This window comes from Enterobacter cloacae complex sp. P1B, from assembly GCF_014982345.1.
GTDB classification, from domain to species: domain Bacteria; phylum Pseudomonadota; class Gammaproteobacteria; order Enterobacterales; family Enterobacteriaceae; genus Enterobacter; species Enterobacter bugandensis.
The window spans coordinates 153,076-173,006 of sequence record NZ_JADCLF010000017.1 but is presented as its reverse complement, the minus strand read 5'-3'; the positions used below and the strand labels follow the sequence as shown (position 1 = coordinate 173,006).

At 56.8% G+C, this 19,931-nt stretch carries 18 protein-coding genes; 4 read left to right on the top strand and 14 right to left on the bottom strand.

The features are described 5' to 3' along the window. Nucleotides 1-362: 362 nt before the first annotated feature. Complete coding sequence (locus INF77_RS21480; protein WP_063449197.1) at nt 363-797, bottom strand: DoxX family protein; 435 nt, start codon at nt 795-797, stop codon at nt 363-365. A gap of 151 nt (nt 798-948) precedes the next feature. Between INF77_RS21480 and poxB the strand changes: the two genes are divergently transcribed. From poxB to INF77_RS21460, 4 genes are all read left to right on the top strand, one after another. After that, nucleotides 949-2,667 carry a ubiquinone-dependent pyruvate dehydrogenase gene (gene poxB, locus INF77_RS21475; RefSeq protein ID WP_028012539.1) on the top strand — a complete coding sequence of 573 codons (1,719 nt, stop codon included), beginning with the start codon at nt 949-951 and terminating at the stop codon, nt 2,665-2,667. Between the two features lie 38 nt (nt 2,668-2,705). Beyond that, a complete protein-coding gene (gene ltaE / locus INF77_RS21470) occupies nt 2,706-3,707 on the top strand; it encodes a low-specificity L-threonine aldolase (protein WP_193531985.1) in 1,002 nt (333 codons plus the stop codon). A 10-nt stretch (nt 3,708-3,717) separates the two neighbouring features. Next, nucleotides 3,718-5,154, top strand: coding sequence for an SDR family oxidoreductase (locus INF77_RS21465; RefSeq protein WP_045261794.1), 1,437 nt, complete (start codon nt 3,718-3,720; stop codon nt 5,152-5,154). A gap of 91 nt (nt 5,155-5,245) precedes the next feature. Continuing rightward, nucleotides 5,246-6,259: an NAD(P)-dependent oxidoreductase gene (locus INF77_RS21460; protein WP_193531986.1), complete on the top strand. Its 1,014-nt coding sequence runs from the start codon at nt 5,246-5,248 to the stop codon at nt 6,257-6,259. Nucleotides 6,260-6,370: 111 nt separating this feature from the next. Here INF77_RS21460 and INF77_RS21455 read toward each other — a convergent pair whose 3' ends face one another. The 13 genes from INF77_RS21455 to gspE all read right to left on the bottom strand — a co-directional run bounded on the left by INF77_RS21455 (nt 6,371) and on the right by gspE (nt 19,920). Continuing rightward, on the bottom strand, nt 6,371-8,203 hold the full coding sequence (locus INF77_RS21455) for a chitinase (protein WP_150143180.1): 1,833 nt from the start codon (nt 8,201-8,203) through the stop codon (nt 6,371-6,373). Nucleotides 8,204-8,336: 133 nt separating this feature from the next. Beyond that, nucleotides 8,337-8,777 carry a type III secretion system invasion protein IagB gene (gene iagB / locus INF77_RS21450; protein ID WP_048999354.1) on the bottom strand — a complete coding sequence of 147 codons (441 nt, stop codon included), beginning with the start codon at nt 8,775-8,777 and terminating at the stop codon, nt 8,337-8,339. 102 nt (nt 8,778-8,879) lie between these two features. Further along, a complete protein-coding gene (locus tag INF77_RS21445; RefSeq protein ID WP_048959678.1) occupies nt 8,880-11,606 on the bottom strand; it encodes a glycosyl hydrolase family 18 protein in 2,727 nt (908 codons plus the stop codon). Nucleotides 11,607-11,861: 255 nt separating this feature from the next. Further along, nucleotides 11,862-12,659, bottom strand: coding sequence for an A24 family peptidase (locus INF77_RS21440; protein ID WP_047362778.1), 798 nt, complete (start codon nt 12,657-12,659; stop codon nt 11,862-11,864). Beyond that, a complete protein-coding gene (gene gspM, locus INF77_RS21435; RefSeq protein WP_063437597.1) occupies nt 12,656-13,141 on the bottom strand; it encodes a type II secretion system protein GspM in 486 nt (161 codons plus the stop codon). The genes INF77_RS21440 and gspM overlap by 4 nt, the downstream gene beginning before the upstream one ends. Next, entirely contained in the window at nt 13,138-14,271 is a 1,134-nt protein-coding gene (gene gspL / locus INF77_RS21430) for a type II secretion system protein GspL (protein WP_063437596.1), read from the bottom strand. The genes gspM and gspL overlap by 4 nt, the downstream gene beginning before the upstream one ends. A gap of 15 nt (nt 14,272-14,286) precedes the next feature. Continuing rightward, nucleotides 14,287-15,297, bottom strand: coding sequence for a type II secretion system minor pseudopilin GspK (gene gspK / locus INF77_RS21425; RefSeq protein ID WP_063437595.1), 1,011 nt, complete (start codon nt 15,295-15,297; stop codon nt 14,287-14,289). Beyond that, a complete protein-coding gene (gspJ, locus tag INF77_RS21420; protein WP_193531987.1) occupies nt 15,294-15,929 on the bottom strand; it encodes a type II secretion system minor pseudopilin GspJ in 636 nt (211 codons plus the stop codon). The genes gspK and gspJ overlap by 4 nt, the downstream gene beginning before the upstream one ends. After that, on the bottom strand, nt 15,926-16,303 hold the full coding sequence (gene gspI / locus INF77_RS21415) for a type II secretion system minor pseudopilin GspI (protein WP_028012527.1): 378 nt from the start codon (nt 16,301-16,303) through the stop codon (nt 15,926-15,928). Before gspI ends, gspJ begins: the two co-directional genes overlap by 4 nt. After that, nucleotides 16,296-16,781, bottom strand: a complete 486-nt coding sequence (gene gspH / locus INF77_RS21410; RefSeq protein ID WP_028012526.1) for a type II secretion system minor pseudopilin GspH — start codon at nt 16,779-16,781, stop codon at nt 16,296-16,298. Before gspH ends, gspI begins: the two co-directional genes overlap by 8 nt. Continuing rightward, on the bottom strand, nt 16,781-17,230 hold the full coding sequence (gene gspG, locus INF77_RS21405) for a type II secretion system major pseudopilin GspG (RefSeq protein ID WP_028012525.1): 450 nt from the start codon (nt 17,228-17,230) through the stop codon (nt 16,781-16,783). Before gspG ends, gspH begins: the two co-directional genes overlap by 1 nt. Before the next feature lie 3 nt (nt 17,231-17,233). Then, nucleotides 17,234-18,442: a type II secretion system inner membrane protein GspF gene (gene gspF / locus INF77_RS21400; protein ID WP_045261802.1), complete on the bottom strand. Its 1,209-nt coding sequence runs from the start codon at nt 18,440-18,442 to the stop codon at nt 17,234-17,236. Beyond that, the gene (gene gspE / locus INF77_RS21395; protein ID WP_006809432.1) at nt 18,442-19,920 is read right to left on the bottom strand and encodes a type II secretion system ATPase GspE; all 1,479 of its coding nucleotides are present in this window, start codon (nt 19,918-19,920) and stop codon (nt 18,442-18,444) included. The genes gspF and gspE overlap by 1 nt, the downstream gene beginning before the upstream one ends. Nucleotides 19,921-19,931 lie beyond the last annotated feature (11 nt).

The following is a 19,931-nucleotide window of genomic DNA, read 5'->3' as shown; positions in this document are numbered from 1 at the left end:
CTGCCTGTACGGCAGTAAACATGCGAAAGGCTTTTTGCGCTTTGCGTAATGATTTCTAAGCTGCCTGTACGGCAGTAAACTTCCCGCCCGGTGGCGGGGGTTGGGACGGCATTTTCTAAGCTGCCTGTACGGCAGTAAACGTAGCCGCCAGGACTTCGGCGGGGCTGGAATTTTTCTAAGCTGCCTGTACGGCAGTAAACTGGAACAATCTACACCTATCACCTTGTCAGATAAAGAATTCCCCTAAAAAATACCCCTTAAACCCTTTTTTCATCACAAATAATTCCGCTTAATAAAATCAAAGACTTAAAAACCACCAATGAAAAAGGGTCCAGAGACCCTTATATTTTCAGTACCCAGCTTTATTGCCACGCAGGCGCTTTCCCTAACGCAAACCGCCCTGCCCCTAAACACGCCACCGCCAGCGAGCCAACAAAGAAGTACACCAGGCTTTCAATCGCCCATGCCCCAACCTTATCGAGCGCGAACGTTTCACCCATTCCCACCATCAGCCATGCCACGATCATCGTAAACGCCAGCACCAGCGCGGCCGGGCGCGTAAAGAGCCCGACAATAATCAGGATCGGTGCCACCACTTCGCCAATCAACACGCCGTAGGCAATAAATCCCGGCAGCCCTTTCTCCACAAGCATGCCGCTGATAAAGCCCACGCCGCCAAACAGCTTATGCAAACCGTGAAAAAGCATCAGCCCACCGACGGCAAGTCGTAACAAGAGTTTGCCGAGATCGTCGCACGATAGCTTTTCATTAACAGCAATTAACAATGATTTAACCATTTGAAATGATTCCTGTTTTCACTGAGGCATCACCAGATTATGCCGAAGCGTGGCGCGTGAAAAGCACCTTTTAAATGGGGGGATTTGACGGGCAATACAGTGACTTTCTTCTAAGCTTGTAAGCGATATCACAAAAAGGAGACGGACAACCATGAAACAAACCGTGGCTGCATATATAGCGAAAACGCTCGAACAGGCTGGCGTAAAACGTATCTGGGGCGTGACCGGCGATTCCCTGAACGGGCTCAGCGACAGCCTGAACAAGATGAAAACTATCGAATGGATGCCGACCCGTCATGAGGAGGTCGCTGCCTTCGCGGCCGGTGCCGAAGCGCAGCTCACAGGAGAACTGGCCGTGTGTGCAGGCTCGTGCGGGCCTGGCAACCTGCATCTGATCAACGGCCTGTTCGACTGTCACCGCAACCACGTGCCGGTGCTGGCGATTGCCGCCCATATCCCCTCTTCCGAAATCGGCAGCGGCTATTTTCAGGAGACGCATCCGCAGGAGCTGTTCCGTGAATGCAGCCACTACTGCGAGCTGGTTTCATCCCCGGAGCAGATCCCGCAGGTGCTGGCGATCGCCATGCGCAAAGCCGTACTAAACCGTGGCGTTTCCGTGGTCGTTATCCCGGGAGATGTGGCGCTCAAGGCTGCGCCCGAAGGGGCCAGCACCCACTGGTATCACGCCCCGCAGCCGGTGGTAACGCCAGCCGAAGAGGAGCTGAAAAAGCTGGCGCAGCTGCTGCGCTACTCCAGCAATATCGCCCTGATGTGCGGCAGCGGCTGCGCGGGCGCGCATAAAGAGCTGCTGGAATTTGCCGGTAAGCTTAAAGCGCCCATCGTCCACGCCCTGCGCGGCAAAGAGCACGTCGAATACGATAACCCGTACGATGTGGGCATGACCGGGCTGATCGGTTTTTCTTCCGGCTTCCACACCATGATGAACGCCGACACGCTGATCCTGCTCGGCACCCAGTTCCCGTACCGCGCGTTCTACCCGACGGATGCCAAAATCATTCAGATTGATATCAACCCGGCCAGCATCGGCGCGCACAGCAAGGTCGATATGGCGCTTATCGGCGATATTAAATCCACCCTTGCCGCCCTGCTGCCGCTGCTGGAAGAGAAAACCGACCGCAAATTCCTTGATAAAGCGTTGAGCGATTATCGCGACGCGCGCAAGGGGCTGGACGATCTCGCCAAACCGAGCGACAAAGCCATTCATCCGCAGTATCTGGCGCAGCAGATCAGCCATTTTGCGGACGACGACGCTATTTTTACCTGCGACGTCGGCACGCCCACCGTCTGGGCGGCACGCTACCTGAAGATGAACGGCAAACGTCGCCTGCTCGGCTCGTTCAACCACGGCTCAATGGCCAACGCCATGCCGCAGGCGCTGGGGGCAAAAGCGACGGCACCGGAGCGTCAGGTCGTGGCGATGTGCGGCGACGGCGGGTTCAGTATGCTGATGGGGGATTTCCTGTCGGTGGTGCAGATGAAGCTTCCGCTGAAAATCGTGGTCTTTAACAATAGCGTGCTGGGCTTCGTGGCGATGGAGATGAAGGCAGGAGGCTATCTCACGGATGGCACCGAGCTGCACGACACCAACTTTGCCCGCATCGCCGAAGCGTGCGGCATCACCGGCATCCGCGTGGAGAAAGCCTCAGAGGTGGATGAAGCCCTGCAGCGCGCCTTCTCCATCGACGGTCCGGTACTGGTTGACGTCGTCGTCGCCAAAGAAGAGCTGGCGATCCCGCCGCAGATCAAGCTGGAACAGGCCAAAGGTTTTAGCCTCTACATGCTGCGAGCCATCATCAGCGGGCGCGGTGACGAAGTGATCGAACTGGCAAAAACCAACTGGCTCAGGTAAAACGTTTCGCATGACCTCTTAAAATAAAGGGATGTGAAATGATTGATTTGCGTAGTGATACCGTTACCCGCCCGAGCCGCGCCATGCTCGAAGAGATGATGGCCGCCCCGGTCGGGGACGACGTCTACGGCGATGACCCGACGGTCAACGAACTGCAGCGCTATGCGGCAGAGCTGAGCGGCAAGGAGGCCGCGCTGTTCCTGCCGACCGGCACGCAGGCTAACCTGGTGGCGCTGCTCAGCCACTGCGAGCGCGGCGAAGAGTATATCGTCGGCCAGGGTGCGCATAACTACCTGTACGAAGCTGGCGGCGCGGCGGTGCTCGGTAGCATCCAGCCGCAGCCGATTGACGCCGCGCCGGACGGCACCCTGCCGCTGGATAAAGTCGCGGCAAAAATCAAAGCTGACGATATTCACTTCGCCCGCACCCGGCTGCTCAGCCTCGAAAACACCCACAACGGCAAGGTTCTGCCGCGCGAGTACCTGAAAGCGGCGTGGGAATTCACTCGCGAGCGCAGGCTCGGCCTGCACGTCGACGGCGCACGCATTTTCAACGCCGTCGTGGAGTACGGCTGCGAGCTGAAAGAGATAACGCAATATTGCGACTCGTTCACCATTTGCCTCTCGAAAGGGCTGGGCACGCCGGTGGGTTCGCTGCTGGTTGGCAGCACAGATTACATCAAGCGCGCCAACCGCTGGCGTAAAATGACCGGCGGCGGCATGCGTCAGGCGGGCATTCTGGCGGCTGCGGGACTGTACGCGTTAAAAAATAATGTGGCGCGCCTCAAGGACGATCATGACAACGCCGCGTGGATGGCAACGCAGCTGCGCGAGATCGGCGCGGACGTGATGCGTCACGACACCAACATGCTTTTTGTGCGCGTGGGCGACGAGCACGCCGCTGCGCTGGGTGAGTTTATGAAAGCGCGTGGCGTGCTGATCAATGCCTCCCCGGTCGTGCGCCTGGTGATGCATCTCGACGTGAGCCGCGAACAGCTGGCGGACGTGGTGAAACACTGGCAGGCGTTTTTACAGCGTTAAGGAGCATCACGTGCCGCAACGTATTCTGGTGCTTGGCGCCAGCGGATATATCGGTCAGCACCTCACCACTGCATTAAGCCAGCAGGGGCATCAGGTGCGGGCAGCGGCACGCAATACCGAGCGCCTGCAAAAGCTTGGTTTGCCTGGCGTGACCTGTCACAACGTCGATCTCAACTGGCCGAAGGAACTCCCCGCGCTGCTGGAAGGGGTCGACACGCTTTACTACCTGGTCCACAGCATGGGCGAAGGCGGGGATTTTATCGCCCACGAGCGTCAGGTGGCGATGAACGTCCGCGATGCCCTGCTGCAAACGCCGGTGAAGCAGGTGATTTTTTTAAGCTCGCTCCAGGCACCCGAACACGAGCAGTCCGACCACCTGCGCGCCCGCCAGCTGACGGCAGACACGCTGCGCGGGGCGAATATTCCCGTCACCGAACTGCGCGCCGGGATCATCGTCGGCGCGGGTTCCGCCGCCTTCGAAGTAATGCGCGATATGGTCTACAACCTGCCGGTGCTGACCCCGCCGCGCTGGGTGCGCTCGCGCACCACGCCGATTGCGCTGGAGAATTTGCTCCACTATCTGGTGGCCCTGCTGGATCACCCGGCAGAGCAACACCGCGTGCTGGAGGCGGCAGGCCCGGAAGTGCTGAGCTATCAGGAGCAGTTCGAACATTTCATGCGCGTCAGCGGACGCCGCCGCTGGCTGATCCCCATCCCCTTCCCGACCCGCTGGATTTCAGTGTGGTTTTTGAATGTGATCACCTCGGTTCCCCCAACGACTGCCAAAGCACTGATCCAGGGGCTAAAGCACGATCTGCTGGCGGACGATCGCGCGCTGCGCGCATTGATCCCCCAGGCGTTGATCCGCTTTGACGACGCGGTGCGCCATACGCTGAAAGAAGAAGAGAAGCTGGTGAACTCCAGCGACTGGGGCTACGACGCGCAGGCCTTTGCCCGCTGGCGCCCCGAGTACGGCTATTACCCGAAGCAGGCGGGCTGCACGGTAAAAACCTCTGCCAGCCTTCACGCGCTGTGGGAGGTGGTGAACCAGATCGGCGGCAAAGAGCGCTATTTCTTCGGCAATATCCTCTGGCAGACGCGCGGTGCGATGGATCTGCTGGTCGGTCACCGGCTGGCGAAAGGCCGCCCGGCGCATCCGTATCTTAAGCCAGGCGATGCGGTCGACAGCTGGAAGGTGATCGTCGTCGAGCCGGAAAAACAGCTGGCGCTACTGTTCGGCATGAAAGCGCCGGGGCTGGGGCGGCTCTGCTTTACGCTCAAGGACAAAGGCGACCATCGGGAACTGGACGTTCGCGCCTGGTGGCACCCACACGGGATGCCGGGTCTGTTCTACTGGCTGTTTATGATCCCCGCCCATCTGTTTATCTTCCGGGGAATGGCAAAACGCATTGCGCAACTGGCAGAACAAAAGACGAAAATAAGTTAATAAAACCCTCTTTCTTTCACCTTTCCCATTGCAACACATCGTAATTCACGAAAGAATGCGCACGAAATTCTTTTCAACACAGTGGATTGATATGAAGGTACTGGTTACCGGGGCGACCAGCGGCTTAGGCCGAAATGCGGTCGAATTTCTGCGCAACAAGGGCATCAGCGTCAGGGCCACCGGTCGCAACGAAGCGATGGGGAAACTGCTGCAAAAAATGGGCGCGGAGTTCGTCCATGCCGACCTGACGGAGCTGGTCTCCTCGCAGGCGAAGGTGATGCTCGCCGGTATCGACACGCTGTGGCACTGCTCCAGTTTTACCTCCCCGTGGGGAACCCAGGAAGCCTTCGATCTCGCCAACGTGCGCGCCACGCGTCGTCTGGGCGAATGGGCCGTCGCCTGGGGCGTGCGTAACTTTATCCATATCTCCTCCCCGTCGCTCTATTTTGATTATCACCACCATCGCGACGTGCAGGAAGATTTCCGCCCTGCTCGCTTTGCCTGCGAGTTTGCCCGCAGCAAGGCGGCCAGCGAAGAGGTAATCGACCTGCTGGCGCAGTCAAACCCGCATACCCGTTTTACCGTCCTGCGCCCGCAGAGCCTCTTCGGACCGCACGACAAAGTGTTTATTCCGCGTCTGGCGCAGATGATGCACCACTACGGCAGCGTGCTGCTGCCGCGCGGCGGCGATGCGCTGGTGGACATGACCTATTACGAAAATGCCGTCCACGCCATGTGGCTGTCAAGCCAGCCGGACTGCGATAAGCTTATCTCCGGTCGCGCCTATAACATCACCAACGGCGAGCCCTGCACGCTGCGCAGCATTGTGCAGCGGCTGATTGATGAACTGCAGATCGACTGCCGTATCCGTTCCGTGCCCTACCCGATGCTGGACATGATCGCCCGCAGCATGGAGCGTTTTGGCAGTAAATCCGCCAAAGAGCCCGCGCTGACGCACTACGGCGTATCGAAGCTTAATTTTGATTTTACGCTGGATATCACGCGCGCGGAGACTGAGCTGGGGTATAAGCCGATTGTGACGCTGGATGAAGGCATTGTGCGCACGGCGGCGTGGTTACGGGATCACGGGAAGTTGCACCGCTAGCCTTTTTGCCCGGTGGCGGCTTCGCCTTACCGGGCCTACATCTCCTCGCCCCTCCGGGGTGAGGGGAAAGTGCAGATACTAAAACGGCAACCTTTCGGTTGCCGTTTGCTTTTACAGAGCCGTCCAGGCATCAGCCCATGCCAGACCTGCGCCTGGTTCATAGTATGCCGGGGAGTTGTTACACCAGCCGCTGTACGGGAACGGTTTGCACTGGAACAGTTTACCGTGGTTGTTCACGATATCACCTGCGTTGTACTTGCTGTTCGCGCTCCACGCCTGGTAAGCACCTTCGTCACCTGATGGCGTTGCCGCTTTCGCTTTCACGTTCAGCAGGTAAGTGGTGGTATTGCTCAGCTCGCCATCGCTGACGGTCAGGCTGATTTCAATCTGCTGCGCCGTTGCGGACTCAGGCGCCTTGAAGGTCACCACCGCTTTATCTTCGCCGGTCACAGTCTGGCCATCCTGAGAATGCCAGGTGTAGGTCAGCTTGTTGCCGTCCGCGTCGGTAGAGCCTTCCGCGCTCAGAGAAACCTGTGCGCCCGCTTCAACGGCACCGATTGGACCCGCAATCTGCGCAACCGGCGCGTGGTTCACCGCAACAGGTTCAGCCGGGGTTTCATCCGGCGTTGGCGCTGGAGCTGGTGCCGGCGTTTCATCTTCTGAAGGCGTTGGCGTTGGCGCTGGCGTTACCGGGGTTTCGTCCGGCGTTACGGCAGAGCCGTCATCGTTCACGATATTGACGTTATAGAACTTCTGCACGCACTTGGTATAGTCGCCGTCTTTGAACGCACTGAACGGCGTCTGGTAGCCCACCAGCTGGCACGAGTAGGTCTTACCGTCTGGCGTATCCGCGCTCCATCCCCAGTCCTGCTCCCAGTAGATCTTCAGGGCGCCGGCACCGTATTCGTCGAACTGCTTCATGTTGGCGCAGCCCAGCACTTCATTGGCCGGAACAGGCACTTTCAGGTAGTTCGCGAACTCTTTGTAGTACTTGATACGGTTCTGAGACTGAGCAATTTCAGTCGGGCCGCCGCACTCTACGCCGCCGTTGATGATCTGGGTGGTCACACCGAAGCCAGGGACCAGACCGTTGGCTTTATCATGATCGTTCGGCTGCCACGTGCCGTCGATAACCTGCAGCATGCTTGGTTTTGGCGGCTGCGGGTAGGCGAAGAAGAAGATCGCGCTCGCCAGGTTCAGCCAGGTATCCGCCACCAGCTCAGGTTTATCCAGCAGGGTACGCACGTCGCCGTACATTGCTTCGGAGAACGGACCGTAGTTGTAGTTGTAGGACAGCTGCTTCGCGCCGCGACCGAAGTAGCTCAGGAAGTCGCCGTCTTTATCCTTACCGCACGGCCAGGTCTGGCCCTGCCATACTTTCGGGTCACATTCGCCGTTATAGCCGCCCTTCTGCCCTTCGCTCCAGCCCATTTCACGCACGTGGACCAGCGCCTGACGCCACTCGGCTTCCGGACGCCAACTTTCGTGGCCGCCGGTTTCCTGGGCAAAGTGGGCAAACATGGTGGCCAGCTCTTTGCGGCAGATCGCATCGCTGTCGCGACCGTCGTTATAGGTCTTACACAGCGCCGGGAATTTACCTACGGCTTTCAGGAAGTTGCTGTAGGTATAGGCCTGAGCGCGCAGCGGGAAGAGATAATCCCAGTCGCTGGCCTTCACGATCCCTTCCACGCGCTTAACGTTGTCCGGGTTCGCCGCACGGCCTGGCTCAATCATTTCGACCTGCGCGTTATCAAGGGTCTGAATCGTCTCTTTAACGGAGGTCATCAGCGGGAAGTTAGTGAGCTCCTGCTCTTTCTTCGCCAGATCGCTGGCTTTCATGGTGTACGGCTCGCCGGTGGTCGCCTGCAAAGAGGCAGCCTGCGCCATAAAAGGTGCAACGCAAGCACCAGCAACAAGTACACTCAGTAACGTCCTTTTGTTCATTTCAATATTCCTGTTTCGTTAAGATTAAAAAAAGAATCCCGGTTTATGTATTAATCCATTAATAAATAAACCACAGACAGCTGTTTTCACTTTTCGAAGAACACCAAAAGGAATTCTTCAAAAATAAAAAACGTTAATAACTCGCTGCTAATTTCAATTCCTGATATTTTTTCCAGACTTTGTGGGCATACATCATACGCTGCGGATAGTTCTCTCTTTTTAATCCGGCGTTATAAGCCCCTACTGCTTCCCAGTTATAACCGTAGACCTTAATCATGTTTGAGAGAATCGACGCTCCCACCATAATTGAGGTACAGGGTTCGGCCATCAACCGATACTCATCAATGCCTTTTCTCTCAAGCTCCGTAAAGTGTGAGCTGTTTATTTGCATTAATCCGACATCGCGTGTGCCATCATGATTTTGCCCTACCGCATACGGGTTCATCCCCGATTCAACGTTAGCGATGGCGTACAGCAAATAAGGATCGACATGATAATAGTGCGCGGCGTTATTCCAACAGTTTGCCAGTGCGCCGTGGCTTATTATCAATAATAACAAGATGAACTTTTTCATTTTTACCTGCTGACATTTTCGGTTATTTCTCCTGGCCAACATCCTGTAAAATGAAGTTTGAATTGCTCCCCCCAATAAGGGGGGAGCATTTATTGGGCTAGATTATTTGCAGTCTGTTGCTGCGCCTTCTTTTACCCATACATCGCTGTTAGCCGGGTTATCACCACGGGTCCACCATTTGGCACGGTAAACGCTGCCCTGGTAAGTGGTGGTATCGCCGCCGTTGTAAACCAGGTCAGAACGCCAGTTCATCTTCACGTTGCTCACCAGTTCCCATGCATCCACACCGAAGCCAGGCTGGTTGCCCTGCGTCCAGTACTTCGCTTTCCACACCAGATGGTCGAAGCTTACGGTATCGCCATTGTTGTAGATTTTGCTGGCATCCCACGCAGCATATTTGCTGGCGTTAGCATCGACAGGCGCGTCGCAGCTGCCGGTTGCAGAACCTTCGTCAGATGGCGGAGTCACATCATCAGCCGGAGGGGTCACATCGTCAGCTGGTGGGGTCACATCGTCAGCCGGAGGAGTCACCTCATCAGCCGGTGGCGTTACGTCAGCCGGTTTTGGATTCACAGTCACCTGCACGTTAGACTGCACGCTGGTTTTACCATCCGTCACAACAACGCTCAGCGTGTAAGAAGAGGTATTGTTCACCTCTGGCGCAGTGATGCGAACGTTAGCAGTATCGGTACCCGTTGCGTTCATATCAGCCGGTACGCTCCAGCTGTAGGTCAGCGCATCGCCATCAGGATCGGAGGCTTGTGCATGCAGAGAAATCGCTTCACCGGATTCAACGGTAACGGATTCCATGGCATTGATCACCGGAGCCTGGTTGGCCTTAGGCGCTTTGTTCACTACCTGTACGTCGATAGCGTTGCTCAACCCTTTCGCGTCGGTCACGGTCAGGCGGAACACCAGGTTCTGATCGCTGGTCACGGCCGGTACGCTGAAGCTGGCTTTCGCTTTGGTGCTGTTCGCGAGGGTCACGGTGGCGCCGGAAACCTGCGTCCATTTATAGGTCAGCGCATCGCCGTCCTGGTCGCTGGAGGCTGAGCCGTCGAGCGTGACAGTCGCCGGGCCCGTTACCGTCATGTCGGTTGCAGAAGCGACCGGCGCATGGTTGGTTACAACCGGCTCAACAGGCGTAGAGCTGCCGCCCAGCAGGCTTTCGTTCATGGCATTCAGGATATCGCCGTTATCGGATTCGATAGACCATGCGAACAAACCACCCAGGTTTTTGTTCAGGACGTATTTGCCTTTCGCATTGACGGAACGGGCGTTATCGTATGTCACCAGCTCACCGGTGGATTTGTTGAACACGTACGGCGCTTCTGCTGCTTCGTCGTATTTGTATTCCCAGCCTGGTTTGCCCAGCATCTGGTTTACAATCTGACGGTAGTCAACAATACCGTTTTCCCATGTCCCTTTGATTGGACCCGTCGCGGTACCGGTGAATGGATTGTCACCCGTGTAACCGTGAACGCCGGTCCAGCCGCGGCCATACATGCCCGCACCGACGACGATCTTGCCAGGCTGAACGCCCTGCGCCAGCATCTCTTTCACTGCGTTATCGGTGGTGTAGTTGGTATCTGGTTTCCAGGACGCACCGTACAGCGCGGTCTGGTGACCCAAATCGGTATTACTCCACGCACCGTAGAAGTCGTAGCTCATCAGGAAGATATGGTCGATGTACTGCTGCGCGGTGTTGTAGTCCACGTCTTCGATCTTATCTTTACCTGCACCGATTGCCGTGGTCAGCTCGTAGGTACGGCCAGTTTCCGCAGACAGCTCGTTCAGCATCTGACGCAGGTCATGCATCAGCGCGGTGTAAGTTGCTTTGTCGGTCTGCGGGTTACCCAGCTTGGCGTTCTCACCGCCGCCTCCCGGGAATTCCCAGTCGATATCCACACCGTCGAACACTTTCCAGGTGGTCAGGAAGTCTTTAACGGACGCAACGAAGCGGTCGCGCAGCACTTTGTTATCCATCTGATAGAACGGGTCAGACAGAGTCCAGCCGCCTACGGATGGCAGGATTTTCAGATCAGGATGGGCTTTTTTCATCGCCATCAGCTGGCCGTAGTTGCCTTTGTACGGGTCGTCCCAGTTGCTTACGCCCTGCTGAGGTTTTTGCAGCGCAGCCCACGGGTCGTGGATCGCCACGGTGTAGTCCTGGCGGCCCTGACAGGCGCGTTTCAGAGACTCCAGCGCGCCGGAGGATTTGGCGCTGTCGTTAATGCCGTCGCCGCCACAGATTGGAATGAAGCCGTACAGCAGGTGGTTAATGTTCGCGACAGGAATTTTGTCTGCCGAGAAGTTACGGTCGTACACGCCCCACTCAGGGAAGTAAGCGCCAACCACTTTATCGGTGTGCTGCGCGAACGCTTTGTTGTTTTCCAGCAGCGGGGTGTTCAGAGGAAGCAGGTGGCTACCGTCGGTATCCGCCACGATGATCAGCTTGCTGGCGCTCTTGGTGCAGCCGCTGTCGTTACACAGCTCAACCTGCTCCTGATAGCGTCCGCCTTTCTTCACTTTAAAGGTTGCAGAGCCTGCGGCACTACCCGCACCGGTCCAGACGGTCTTGCCGTCCAGCAAAACTTTTGCAGACGTTGGGGCATCGCCGCTCCAGACGTTCCACTCCACCTTCACGTCAACGCCATCTTTATGCACTTTGATGAGGTTGTTGTAGTCCTGTGCCGCCTGATCCACCTCTACCAGCGCAAACTTATCATTGCCTGATGTAATTGACGGTGTACCCGGCGCCGCTGCAAATACTGAGCTTGTTGCGGCTGCAACAAAAAGCGCCAGATATTTAGGCTTCATAAATTTCATTTTTTATTTCCTGATAAATTTATTCGTAACGTAATAATCCATGTCTTCCTTGAGAGCATGGAGTCTATTTGCGTAATGCGTATTTAACCAACCTGAAAACCGTGACAAAAAACGTTTTGCTGCGTTGTATTCCTCCATAAAAAGATACAAGCCCAAATTCCGTGTAGCTTATATCTTTTACGATACACTGAGCGCAAAGAGACATCCTTCTCTTCCACCGTCAAAAAAACTTATAAAAAAACTTGACCTGTATATTTAAAATATGAAAGCAAACTGCTGCCCAATAAACACGACTATTCCAGCAAATGACAGATAGGGTCCGAAAGAAATAGTGAGGTTATTTTTATTTAAATTATTTAACGCGAAATAGCCCGCGATACCGCTCAACGCTGCGGCAAGTTCAATTGAAGGCAGCGCCTGCCAGCCGCACCAGGCGCCTAAGGCCGCCAGCAGCTTAAAATCGCCGTAGCCCAGCCCTTCCCGCCCGGTCAGCAGGCGAAAGGCCCAGTAGAGCAGCCAGAGCGACAGATAGCCCGCTACCGCACCGAACAGCGCGTCCTGCAACGGCAATCTGTGGTCAAATGCATGGAGTAAGAGACCTGCCCACAGCAGCGGCTGGGTCAGGCAGTCCGGGAGAAGCTGATGCTGCCAGTCGATCATCGCCAGAGGAAGTAAAAACAGCGCGAGTAACCACAGCGAAAACAACCCCTGAACGTCCGGCATGCACCAGGCCGTAACGCCAAAAAACAGCGCCGAGAAAAATTCGATCAAAAATAACCGCAGCGGGATGGTCGTGCCGCACTGGTGGCAGCGTCCCCGTAATAACAGCCAGCTGACCAGGGGGATATTTTCCCATGCAGCAAGCGTGTGCTGGCACACCGGACAGTGCGAGGCAGGAAAGAGCAGATTGCCGCTTCCCTCTTCATCCATCACGATCCCCGGCAGGCGCTCGGCAACAACGCCAAGAAAACTACCCATAATCCCGCCCAGGATCGCACTCATTATCGGAAAACTAACCGGGCAGGCCTCCCTGATCAGCGAGAAGGTATTCATGCGTTTTTTGCCCAGGTGAGCTGCACCTGCGCTTTTACATCGCTGAGATGGTCAACCGGCGTAAGGTTTATTTTTTTCAATCTGACGCCGGAGGTTTGATTAATTTCGCGCAGCCAGTTTTTTAATTCATAAACATTTACCCGATTAACCACGAACGATAAAGTTTGTCCCTCCTGGCGCACGTCCGTCAGCGACAGGTTAATTTCATTGGCGCTTTTCTCGACCACTGTGCGAGGATTATCCGTTTTGACTAACTGAACCTGAAGATGATTTTTATCAATTTCATTGCGCATCCAGTTAAGCGTCTCTTTTTGTCTTTTAAGCGTCGATTTACTATTTTGAATCATATTATCCAAAGGGATGACTCCTGCGTAATACACTGCAGCCCCAAGCAGGGCAACGATGCAGAGTTTTAAAATAACTTTCTCCCGGGCGCTGTAGTTCTGGTAGCGTGATTTCAGCTGCGCGATTCGCTCTTTCATTTATGTTTCCCTGCGATCATGGCGGTATAGGGTTTGGTGGTTGAAACAGGCTGTAAGGTAAAATCGAAATTCTCACGGGTCTGGTTAACAAACGCCTGCAACGCGGGCTGGTTTTGCGCGCTAACGCTCAGCGTCAGCGTGTTTTGCTGAGCATCGTATTCCAGCAGATCGATTTCCATCGCAGGCACTGACTGCCGGGCGGCCGCCAGCTCGTCCAGCTGAAGGAAGATCCCCTTACTCTGTTTTTTGACGTTCTGACCAAAGTGATATTTGATGTTGGTCTGGTGACGCATGCTGGGGAAATGGTGCTTATACACCTGGAGGATCTCCTCCTGTATCTGGTTTTCCTGCTGCACCAACATCCAGGCCATCGCAATGCGCGGCCCCAGCAGCAGGCCAACGGACAGCAGGCCCGCAATCGCCACTGCGGCTTTCATGCTTTTCGCGACGCGCCCGTTACCGGCCTTAAGGCTGAATTCACCGTGAAGCAGATTCACGCGACAGGCCTGCCACTGCGGCTGGATCAGCACCAGCGGATGCTGCCAGGGCTGGGCAATGTCGACGTCCACACCAGCAGGCGCTTCGCCGTAACAGCACACCTCCCCCTCTCCGGCCTTCTGCATCAGAAGCGGCAGCAGGCTCGCTTCCATTTCGCTGGCAACATGCGGTGATAAACGTAGCCAGTAGCCGTCGTCCTGAGCGACAAGAGTACTTCCGCCAGCCGTCACGGGCAGCAGCCAGGCATCCGGCAGCACCTGGATCACTTTTAACCCCGCCTCCTGACAGCGGCTTAACCACCCGCGCAGCAGATCGGCGTCTATCGCCACCGCATCAACCTCAGCGCCTTTTTTGTTCAGCACCGTCCAGTGGAGATTATCCACCTCGCCAATCAGCGTCTCTTCCGCCATCCAGGAGAATGCCATCGCCTGAGAGGCGACTTTCTTCGGCAGCGTAAAATGGCGGAAGATCATGCTGCTGGCGGGCAGCAGCAGACAAACACGGGCCGCCAGTGGGTGGTCCGCCAGCGCGTCCAGGCTCTCCAGCGTCTCAACCTGCTGGCTGCCGGAGACACACCCCATTATTTTCCCGCCCTCGCGGTTATCGGGACGAACAAAAAGTACCTGTTTCATAGCGATCTACTTTTCTTATTCAATCATTCGGTAACGACGTTGCCACGTCACGATCTCACCGGCCTCGTTATTGACCTGAAGCTGGCTAACCACGCGAAGCGTTAATTCATCGGTATTGCCGGTATAGTTCACGCGGAAATACCGGCTGCTGATGGAGAGAAGCTCAGCCACCTGCGGGAGATCGTCTTTCAACTGCGGGAAGGTCTGCTCCAGCGCTTTGCTGAAGGTTTCCATATTTTCCCAGCCGGTTTCTGGACGCGAATCAATCAGGCGAACGGCATCATCTTCCGTTAATTTTCCGGGGAACAGCGCGGCCAGTAAGGCGGCCTGTTCCGGTTTCAGGGTGTTCACATCCACCTTGCTGGCAGAGTCCGGCAGCGCGCAGAGCAGCTTGCTCACCTTCGGATATGCCGCTACCGGGAACGCGGGCAGCTGTTTGATCTCCGCAATAGTGCGCATCATCTGATTCGCGGGCTGTCGGGCGGGCACAACGCCCGCCCAGGCATCGCTCTCTGCACCGTCTTTGGCCGTCGTCGCGTCGCCATCGAGATAGTCCACCAGCTGTTGATACACCTCTTCTGCCGTAGTGTGGCTGATGCCGCTTTCCGTCAGGATCTGTTCAACAATCTGCTCGTTGCGCGGTTTTTCCGGCACGGCGGGCGCGTTTTGCCCCTGTGGTATTTTCTCTGCGGCCAGCAGGTTATTGACGTTAAAGCAGTCCTGCGCGTCTTCCACCTGGCTGACCACCGTGTAATCTTCGCCCCGCGTCTCCAGCGGCTGGTGCCAGTCGCCGTCAAGGTTCAGAGCCTTGTTTTCACCGGTGGCGTCGGTCTGCAGGCGGTCCTTCACCACCTTCTCCTGCGCCTGCATCGCCCAGCGCAACTGCTGCTGGCTGACCTGATAATGGGTTTTCTGCAGATTGCGACAGAACTGCTGGCTAATTTTGGCGGCCAGCGCCGACATCATGACCAGCAGGATCAGCACCACCAGCAGCGCTACCCCTTTCTGTTTACGTAATGCATTCATGATTTTGCTTCCGGTGCCGGCAGCGGCGCAGGCGCGGTCTCTGGCGCAGCGGCGGGCGCTGGCGCCGCCGCTTCAGGCATATCGCCCGGGGTCGTAAAGACCCAGCGCCAGGTATCGCCATTTTCCATGGTCAGCGTCAGCTCCACGCCGTCCGGCAGATGCGCCGGGTCGCTCCAGCTTTTCTGCCAGCCCTGACGATAAAAACGCCACTGCAGGGATTTCACCTCGCTGACAATCGGCACTTCATCGGGCTTCGCGTCCACCGGGCCATCAATCACCGGCCAGACGTCGCGATACAGACGCCCCTCTTCCAGGCGCCAGCGCACACGCTCCAGCTGGATCGTTCCGCTCACGCCATTCAGCGTGGTCAGCTCAAGCGCATCATCCACCTGACGAAACAGATCCGGCTCGTTACGCGGGGCGCGTGCCTGCAGCTGGTAGAAATCGCGCTCCATCAGATTCCAGGCCCGCTGCAGCTGATTGAGCTTCGCGGCGCTGGCGTCGGTTGCCGAACTGGTGCGCATTGCGCCGTCCAGAATTTGCCAGGCCAGGGTGCTGATCACCGCGAAAATGGTCAGGGCAATCATGATCTCCAGCAGGGTAAACCCGCGCTGGCATCGCGTTTTTTTCACTTGCTCTCTCCCGGCGGAACGATCTGCAAAGCGATAACCGGCTGGCTGTCGTCCCCTTCCGCGTAGACGCGAATGGCGTTCGCCCAGCCGTTGTCGGCGGTTTTCACCCGCTGCTTGCGCCAGTTCCAGCTGCGCCCGCCCATGATTTCCGTCCCCTGCGCCTCGGCGTCCGGGAAGTCGGTTTTCGTGAGCTGCGCTTCCGCCAGCTGATTTTCCGCCACCCAGCTGGCCTGCAGCGTGTCGGCCAGGCCGTGAGTGAAACGCACGTTCAGGGAGACGGAGTTCATCAGCGCCAGCGCGGCGGTGGAGAAGATCACCAGCGCGACCATCACCTCCAGCAGCGTCATCCCCTTTTGCTTTTTGCCGTTAGCCATCGTTCTCTACCGATACAGGCGCAGCGCCTTGCGACACCACGCGGAAATGGTGCTGTTTGTCATAGCTTTGCAGCGTCAGCGTGAAGCGGCTGATTTCGCCGTCCGGTAAAAAGAGCACCTGCGGATCGGCGCTTACCGTGGCGGCAAGGCGCTGGGGCGAGAGCGAAACGTGCATCTCTTCCGGGAAATCGCCTTTGGTGGTAATACGCCCGGCGGATAACGGCACCCAGTGACGTTCGCCGTTTTTATCCTCGAGCGTCACCAGCTGATAATTATCCGTCGTGATGACCAGCCCGACGATATTTCCGTCCATCACCGCACGGTCTGAACCATAATCAACGAGGGCTTTTAATTGCTGGCCAAATATATCCGCACCGCTGCGTGAAGGTATTGTTGACACCACCATCATGGCGCAGCTGGCAAATATCACCAGCGCCAGAATAATTTCCAGCAACGTAAAGCCGCGTTGTTTATTCATTATTTCTCTTTCTTATCCAGAGACCAGTTCGTAATATCATCGGCGGTATTGGCTTCACCGTCCGGACCGGCGGAGAAGACGTCGACCGCGCCGTGTTCGCCCGGGCTAACCAGAATATAATCTCCGCCCCACGGGTCCTGCGGCAGGCGACGGATATAGCCATCAGCACGGTAGCCGTTCGGGATTGGCGCGATTTCAGGCTTGGTTACCAGCGCCTGTAAACCCTGCTCGGTTGTCGGGTAACGGTGGTTATCCAGCTTATACATATCCAGCGAACCTTCGAGCGCGACAATATCGCTGGTTGCTTTTTGCGTATCTGCTTTTTCTTTATTGCCCATTAAGTTTGGCACCACCATGCTCGCCAGTACGCCGAGAATAACAATGACCACCATTAATTCGAGCAAGGTGAAACCCGCCTGACGCGCCAGGTTTTTACGTTTTAAAGCCATGATTTAACCTACCATATTATTAAGTTGCAGAAGCGGTTGTAATATTGACAGCACGATGAATAAAACAATCGTCGCCATGGATACCACCAGCGCCGGTTCAAATACCGACAGCGTTAATGTAATTCGATGCTGCAATGCCGATTCCTGGTTTTCCGCCGCGCGGTCCATTAAATTGCCTAATTCTCCGCTCTCTTCACCGGAGGCAATCATATACAGCATGGTCGGCGGGAATAATTTCGCCTGTTCCAGCGCGGCATAGAGCGATGCCCCCTGGCGCACGGTATCCGCCGCCTGCTCCAGCACCTGCCGGGCATAGAGGTTTTCGATACCGTCCATCGCGATATACATCCCCTCCAGCAGCGGCACGCTGCTGGCCTGCAAAATGCTCAGGGTACGGATGTAGCGGGCGCTGTTGATGGCGCACACCAGCTTTTTGATAGGCGATCCGTTCACCAGCCAGCTGTGCCAGCGAAAACGGTTTTTGGCGTTTCTCAGCCAGGTCTTAAAGCCGACAAACCCGCCACCGAGGATCCCCACGATGTAGATCCCGTACGCCTGCAGAAAATCACTCACCGCAATCAGCGTGCGGGTGGTGATCGGCAGCTGCTGCTTCATGTGGGTGAACTGCTCGATCACCTGCGGCACCACCGCCACCAGCAGAATGCTGATGACCGCGATGGCGACCACGGTCAGGGTAATCGGGTAGACCATCGCCTGCGTCAGCTTGCTTTTCATCTTCTGGCGCTGCTCGTTGTACTCCGCCAGCTTCTCCAGCACGTCGCCCAGGTGGCCGGTTTTTTCGCCGGCCATCACCAGGGTGCAGTAGAGCTTGTCGAAGGTGCGCGGGAACTGGCTAAACGCGTCGAACAGCGTGTGGCCTTCCACTACTTTCTCGCGGATCTCCACCACCATCGCCGCCAGCTTTTTGTCCTCCGTCTGCTTCGAGATAGCCTTCAGGGCGCTTTCCAGCGGCAGCGCGGCGTTGACCAGCGTCGAAAGCTGGCGGGTAAACATCGACAGCACCGGCGTGGAGAGCTTTGCGCCGGTTTTCGCTTTACCGGACGCCGCCGCCTCGCGGGTTTCGTTGATGCTGACGGGCATCAGTTTTTGCTCGCGAAGCCACTGGCGAACCTGCTTTTGCCCCTCGGCCTGCAGCGTGCCGCGCTGGGTTTTCCCCGCGCCGTCCGTTGCGGTCCAGGCGTAGAAGGCCATTACGCATCCCCCCCACGCTCGGCGGTGACGCGCATCACCTCTTCCAGCGAGGTCACGCCGCTAATCACCTTCAGCAGCCCGTTTTCACGCAGGCTGTAAGCCTGCTTAAAGAGCTGCGTCTCGATGGACATTTCGTCCTTATCTTCATGAATGGCGCGGCGCATGGTGCTGTCCACCACCAGGAACTCATGAATACCGGCCCGGCCCTGATAGCCGCTCTGGCGGCAGTGTTCACAGCCCACCGCGCGGTAGATTGCTTTTGGCGGCGCGTCCATAAAGCTGAACAGCGCTTTTTCATTGGCATCCAGCGGACTGGTGGTCCGGCAGTGCGTACACAGCCGACGCACCAGACGCTGGGCAATGACACCGAGCAACGATGAACCGATTAAAAAGGATTCCAGCCCCATATCCCGCAGGCGGGTTATCGCCCCTGCGGCGCTGTTGGTGTGCAGCGTAGACATGACCAGGTGACCGGTAAGCGACGCCTGTACCGCAATTTGCGCGGTCTCACCGTCACGAATTTCCCCGATCATCACCACGTCCGGGTCCTGACGCAGAATGGCGCGCAGCCCGCGGGCAAAGGTCATGTCCACGCGCGGGTTAACCTGCGTCTGTCCCACCCCTTCCAGCTCGTATTCAATCGGGTCTTCTACGGTCAGAATGTTGCGTTCGTGACCGTTCAGCGCCGAAAGAATGGCGTACAGGGTGGTACTTTTACCGGAGCCTGTCGGCCCGGTGACCAGGATAATGCCGTGCGGGCGGTCAATCAGCCCTTTCAGCTTCTCCAGCTCTTCATCAATCAGGCCCAGCTTGTTGATGTCGGGCTTGAGATTGCTTTTATCGAGCAGACGCATCACCACGCGCTCGCCGTACTGGGACGGAATGGTCGAGACGCGCACGTCGATCGCCTTGCGACCAATGCGCAGGGAGATACGGCCATCCTGCGGCAGGCGCTTCTCGGCGATGTCGAGTTTTGACATGACCTTGATGCGCGATACCAGCAGCGGCGCGAGCTTGCGCGCAGGCTGCAGCACCGGGCGCAGCACGCCGTCAACGCGGAAGCGAATGCTCAGCGTGCGCTCGAAGGTTTCGATATGAATATCCGACGCGCCGTCCTTCACCGCCTCGCCGAGAATGGCGTTGATCAGGCGGATTACCGGCGAGTTTTCGTCGTTATCGAGCAGATCTTCGTTATCCGGGATCTCCTCGGTTAACGCCATCAGGTCGATATCGGCGTCCATATCGTCCACCAGCTGCTGCGAGACGCCGCTGCTCTGCTGCCAGATTTTGGCCAGCATCTCGTCAAACGCTTCCGGCGTGAGGGTGACCGGGACGAACGCGCGTCCCAGCACCCGGCGCACTTCCAGCAGTGCAAATGCCGGGGTGTCATCACGGATATAGACGTCATTGTTATAAAATAAAACGCCGTTATCTTTTGCGTAGCTGCTGCTACACAGTGTTTTACTCAGTTCGTCCACGTTGCCCCTCC

Coding starts and splice junctions, on each gene's coding strand:
- INF77_RS21480 (WP_063449197.1), bottom strand. CDS start 797: ATGGTTAAATCATTGTTAATTGCTGTTAATGAAAAGCTATCGTGCGAC.
- iagB (WP_048999354.1), bottom strand. CDS start 8,777: ATGAAAAAGTTCATCTTGTTATTATTGATAATAAGCCACGGCGCACTG.
- INF77_RS21460 (WP_193531986.1), top strand. CDS start 5,246: ATGAAGGTACTGGTTACCGGGGCGACCAGCGGCTTAGGCCGAAATGCG.
- gspF (WP_045261802.1), bottom strand. CDS start 18,442: ATGGCCTTCTACGCCTGGACCGCAACGGACGGCGCGGGGAAAACCCAG.
- gspI (WP_028012527.1), bottom strand. CDS start 16,303: ATGGCTAACGGCAAAAAGCAAAAGGGGATGACGCTGCTGGAGGTGATG.
- gspM (WP_063437597.1), bottom strand. CDS start 13,141: ATGAAAGAGCGAATCGCGCAGCTGAAATCACGCTACCAGAACTACAGC.
- gspH (WP_028012526.1), bottom strand. CDS start 16,781: ATGAATAAACAACGCGGCTTTACGTTGCTGGAAATTATTCTGGCGCTG.
- INF77_RS21440 (WP_047362778.1), bottom strand. CDS start 12,659: ATGAATACCTTCTCGCTGATCAGGGAGGCCTGCCCGGTTAGTTTTCCG.
- INF77_RS21445 (WP_048959678.1), bottom strand. CDS start 11,606: ATGAAATTTATGAAGCCTAAATATCTGGCGCTTTTTGTTGCAGCCGCA.
- gspG (WP_028012525.1), bottom strand. CDS start 17,230: ATGGCTTTAAAACGTAAAAACCTGGCGCGTCAGGCGGGTTTCACCTTG.
- gspL (WP_063437596.1), bottom strand. CDS start 14,271: ATGAAACAGGTACTTTTTGTTCGTCCCGATAACCGCGAGGGCGGGAAA.
- INF77_RS21455 (WP_150143180.1), bottom strand. CDS start 8,203: ATGAACAAAAGGACGTTACTGAGTGTACTTGTTGCTGGTGCTTGCGTT.
- poxB (WP_028012539.1), top strand. CDS start 949: ATGAAACAAACCGTGGCTGCATATATAGCGAAAACGCTCGAACAGGCT.
- gspK (WP_063437595.1), bottom strand. CDS start 15,297: ATGAATGCATTACGTAAACAGAAAGGGGTAGCGCTGCTGGTGGTGCTG.
- ltaE (WP_193531985.1), top strand. CDS start 2,706: ATGATTGATTTGCGTAGTGATACCGTTACCCGCCCGAGCCGCGCCATG.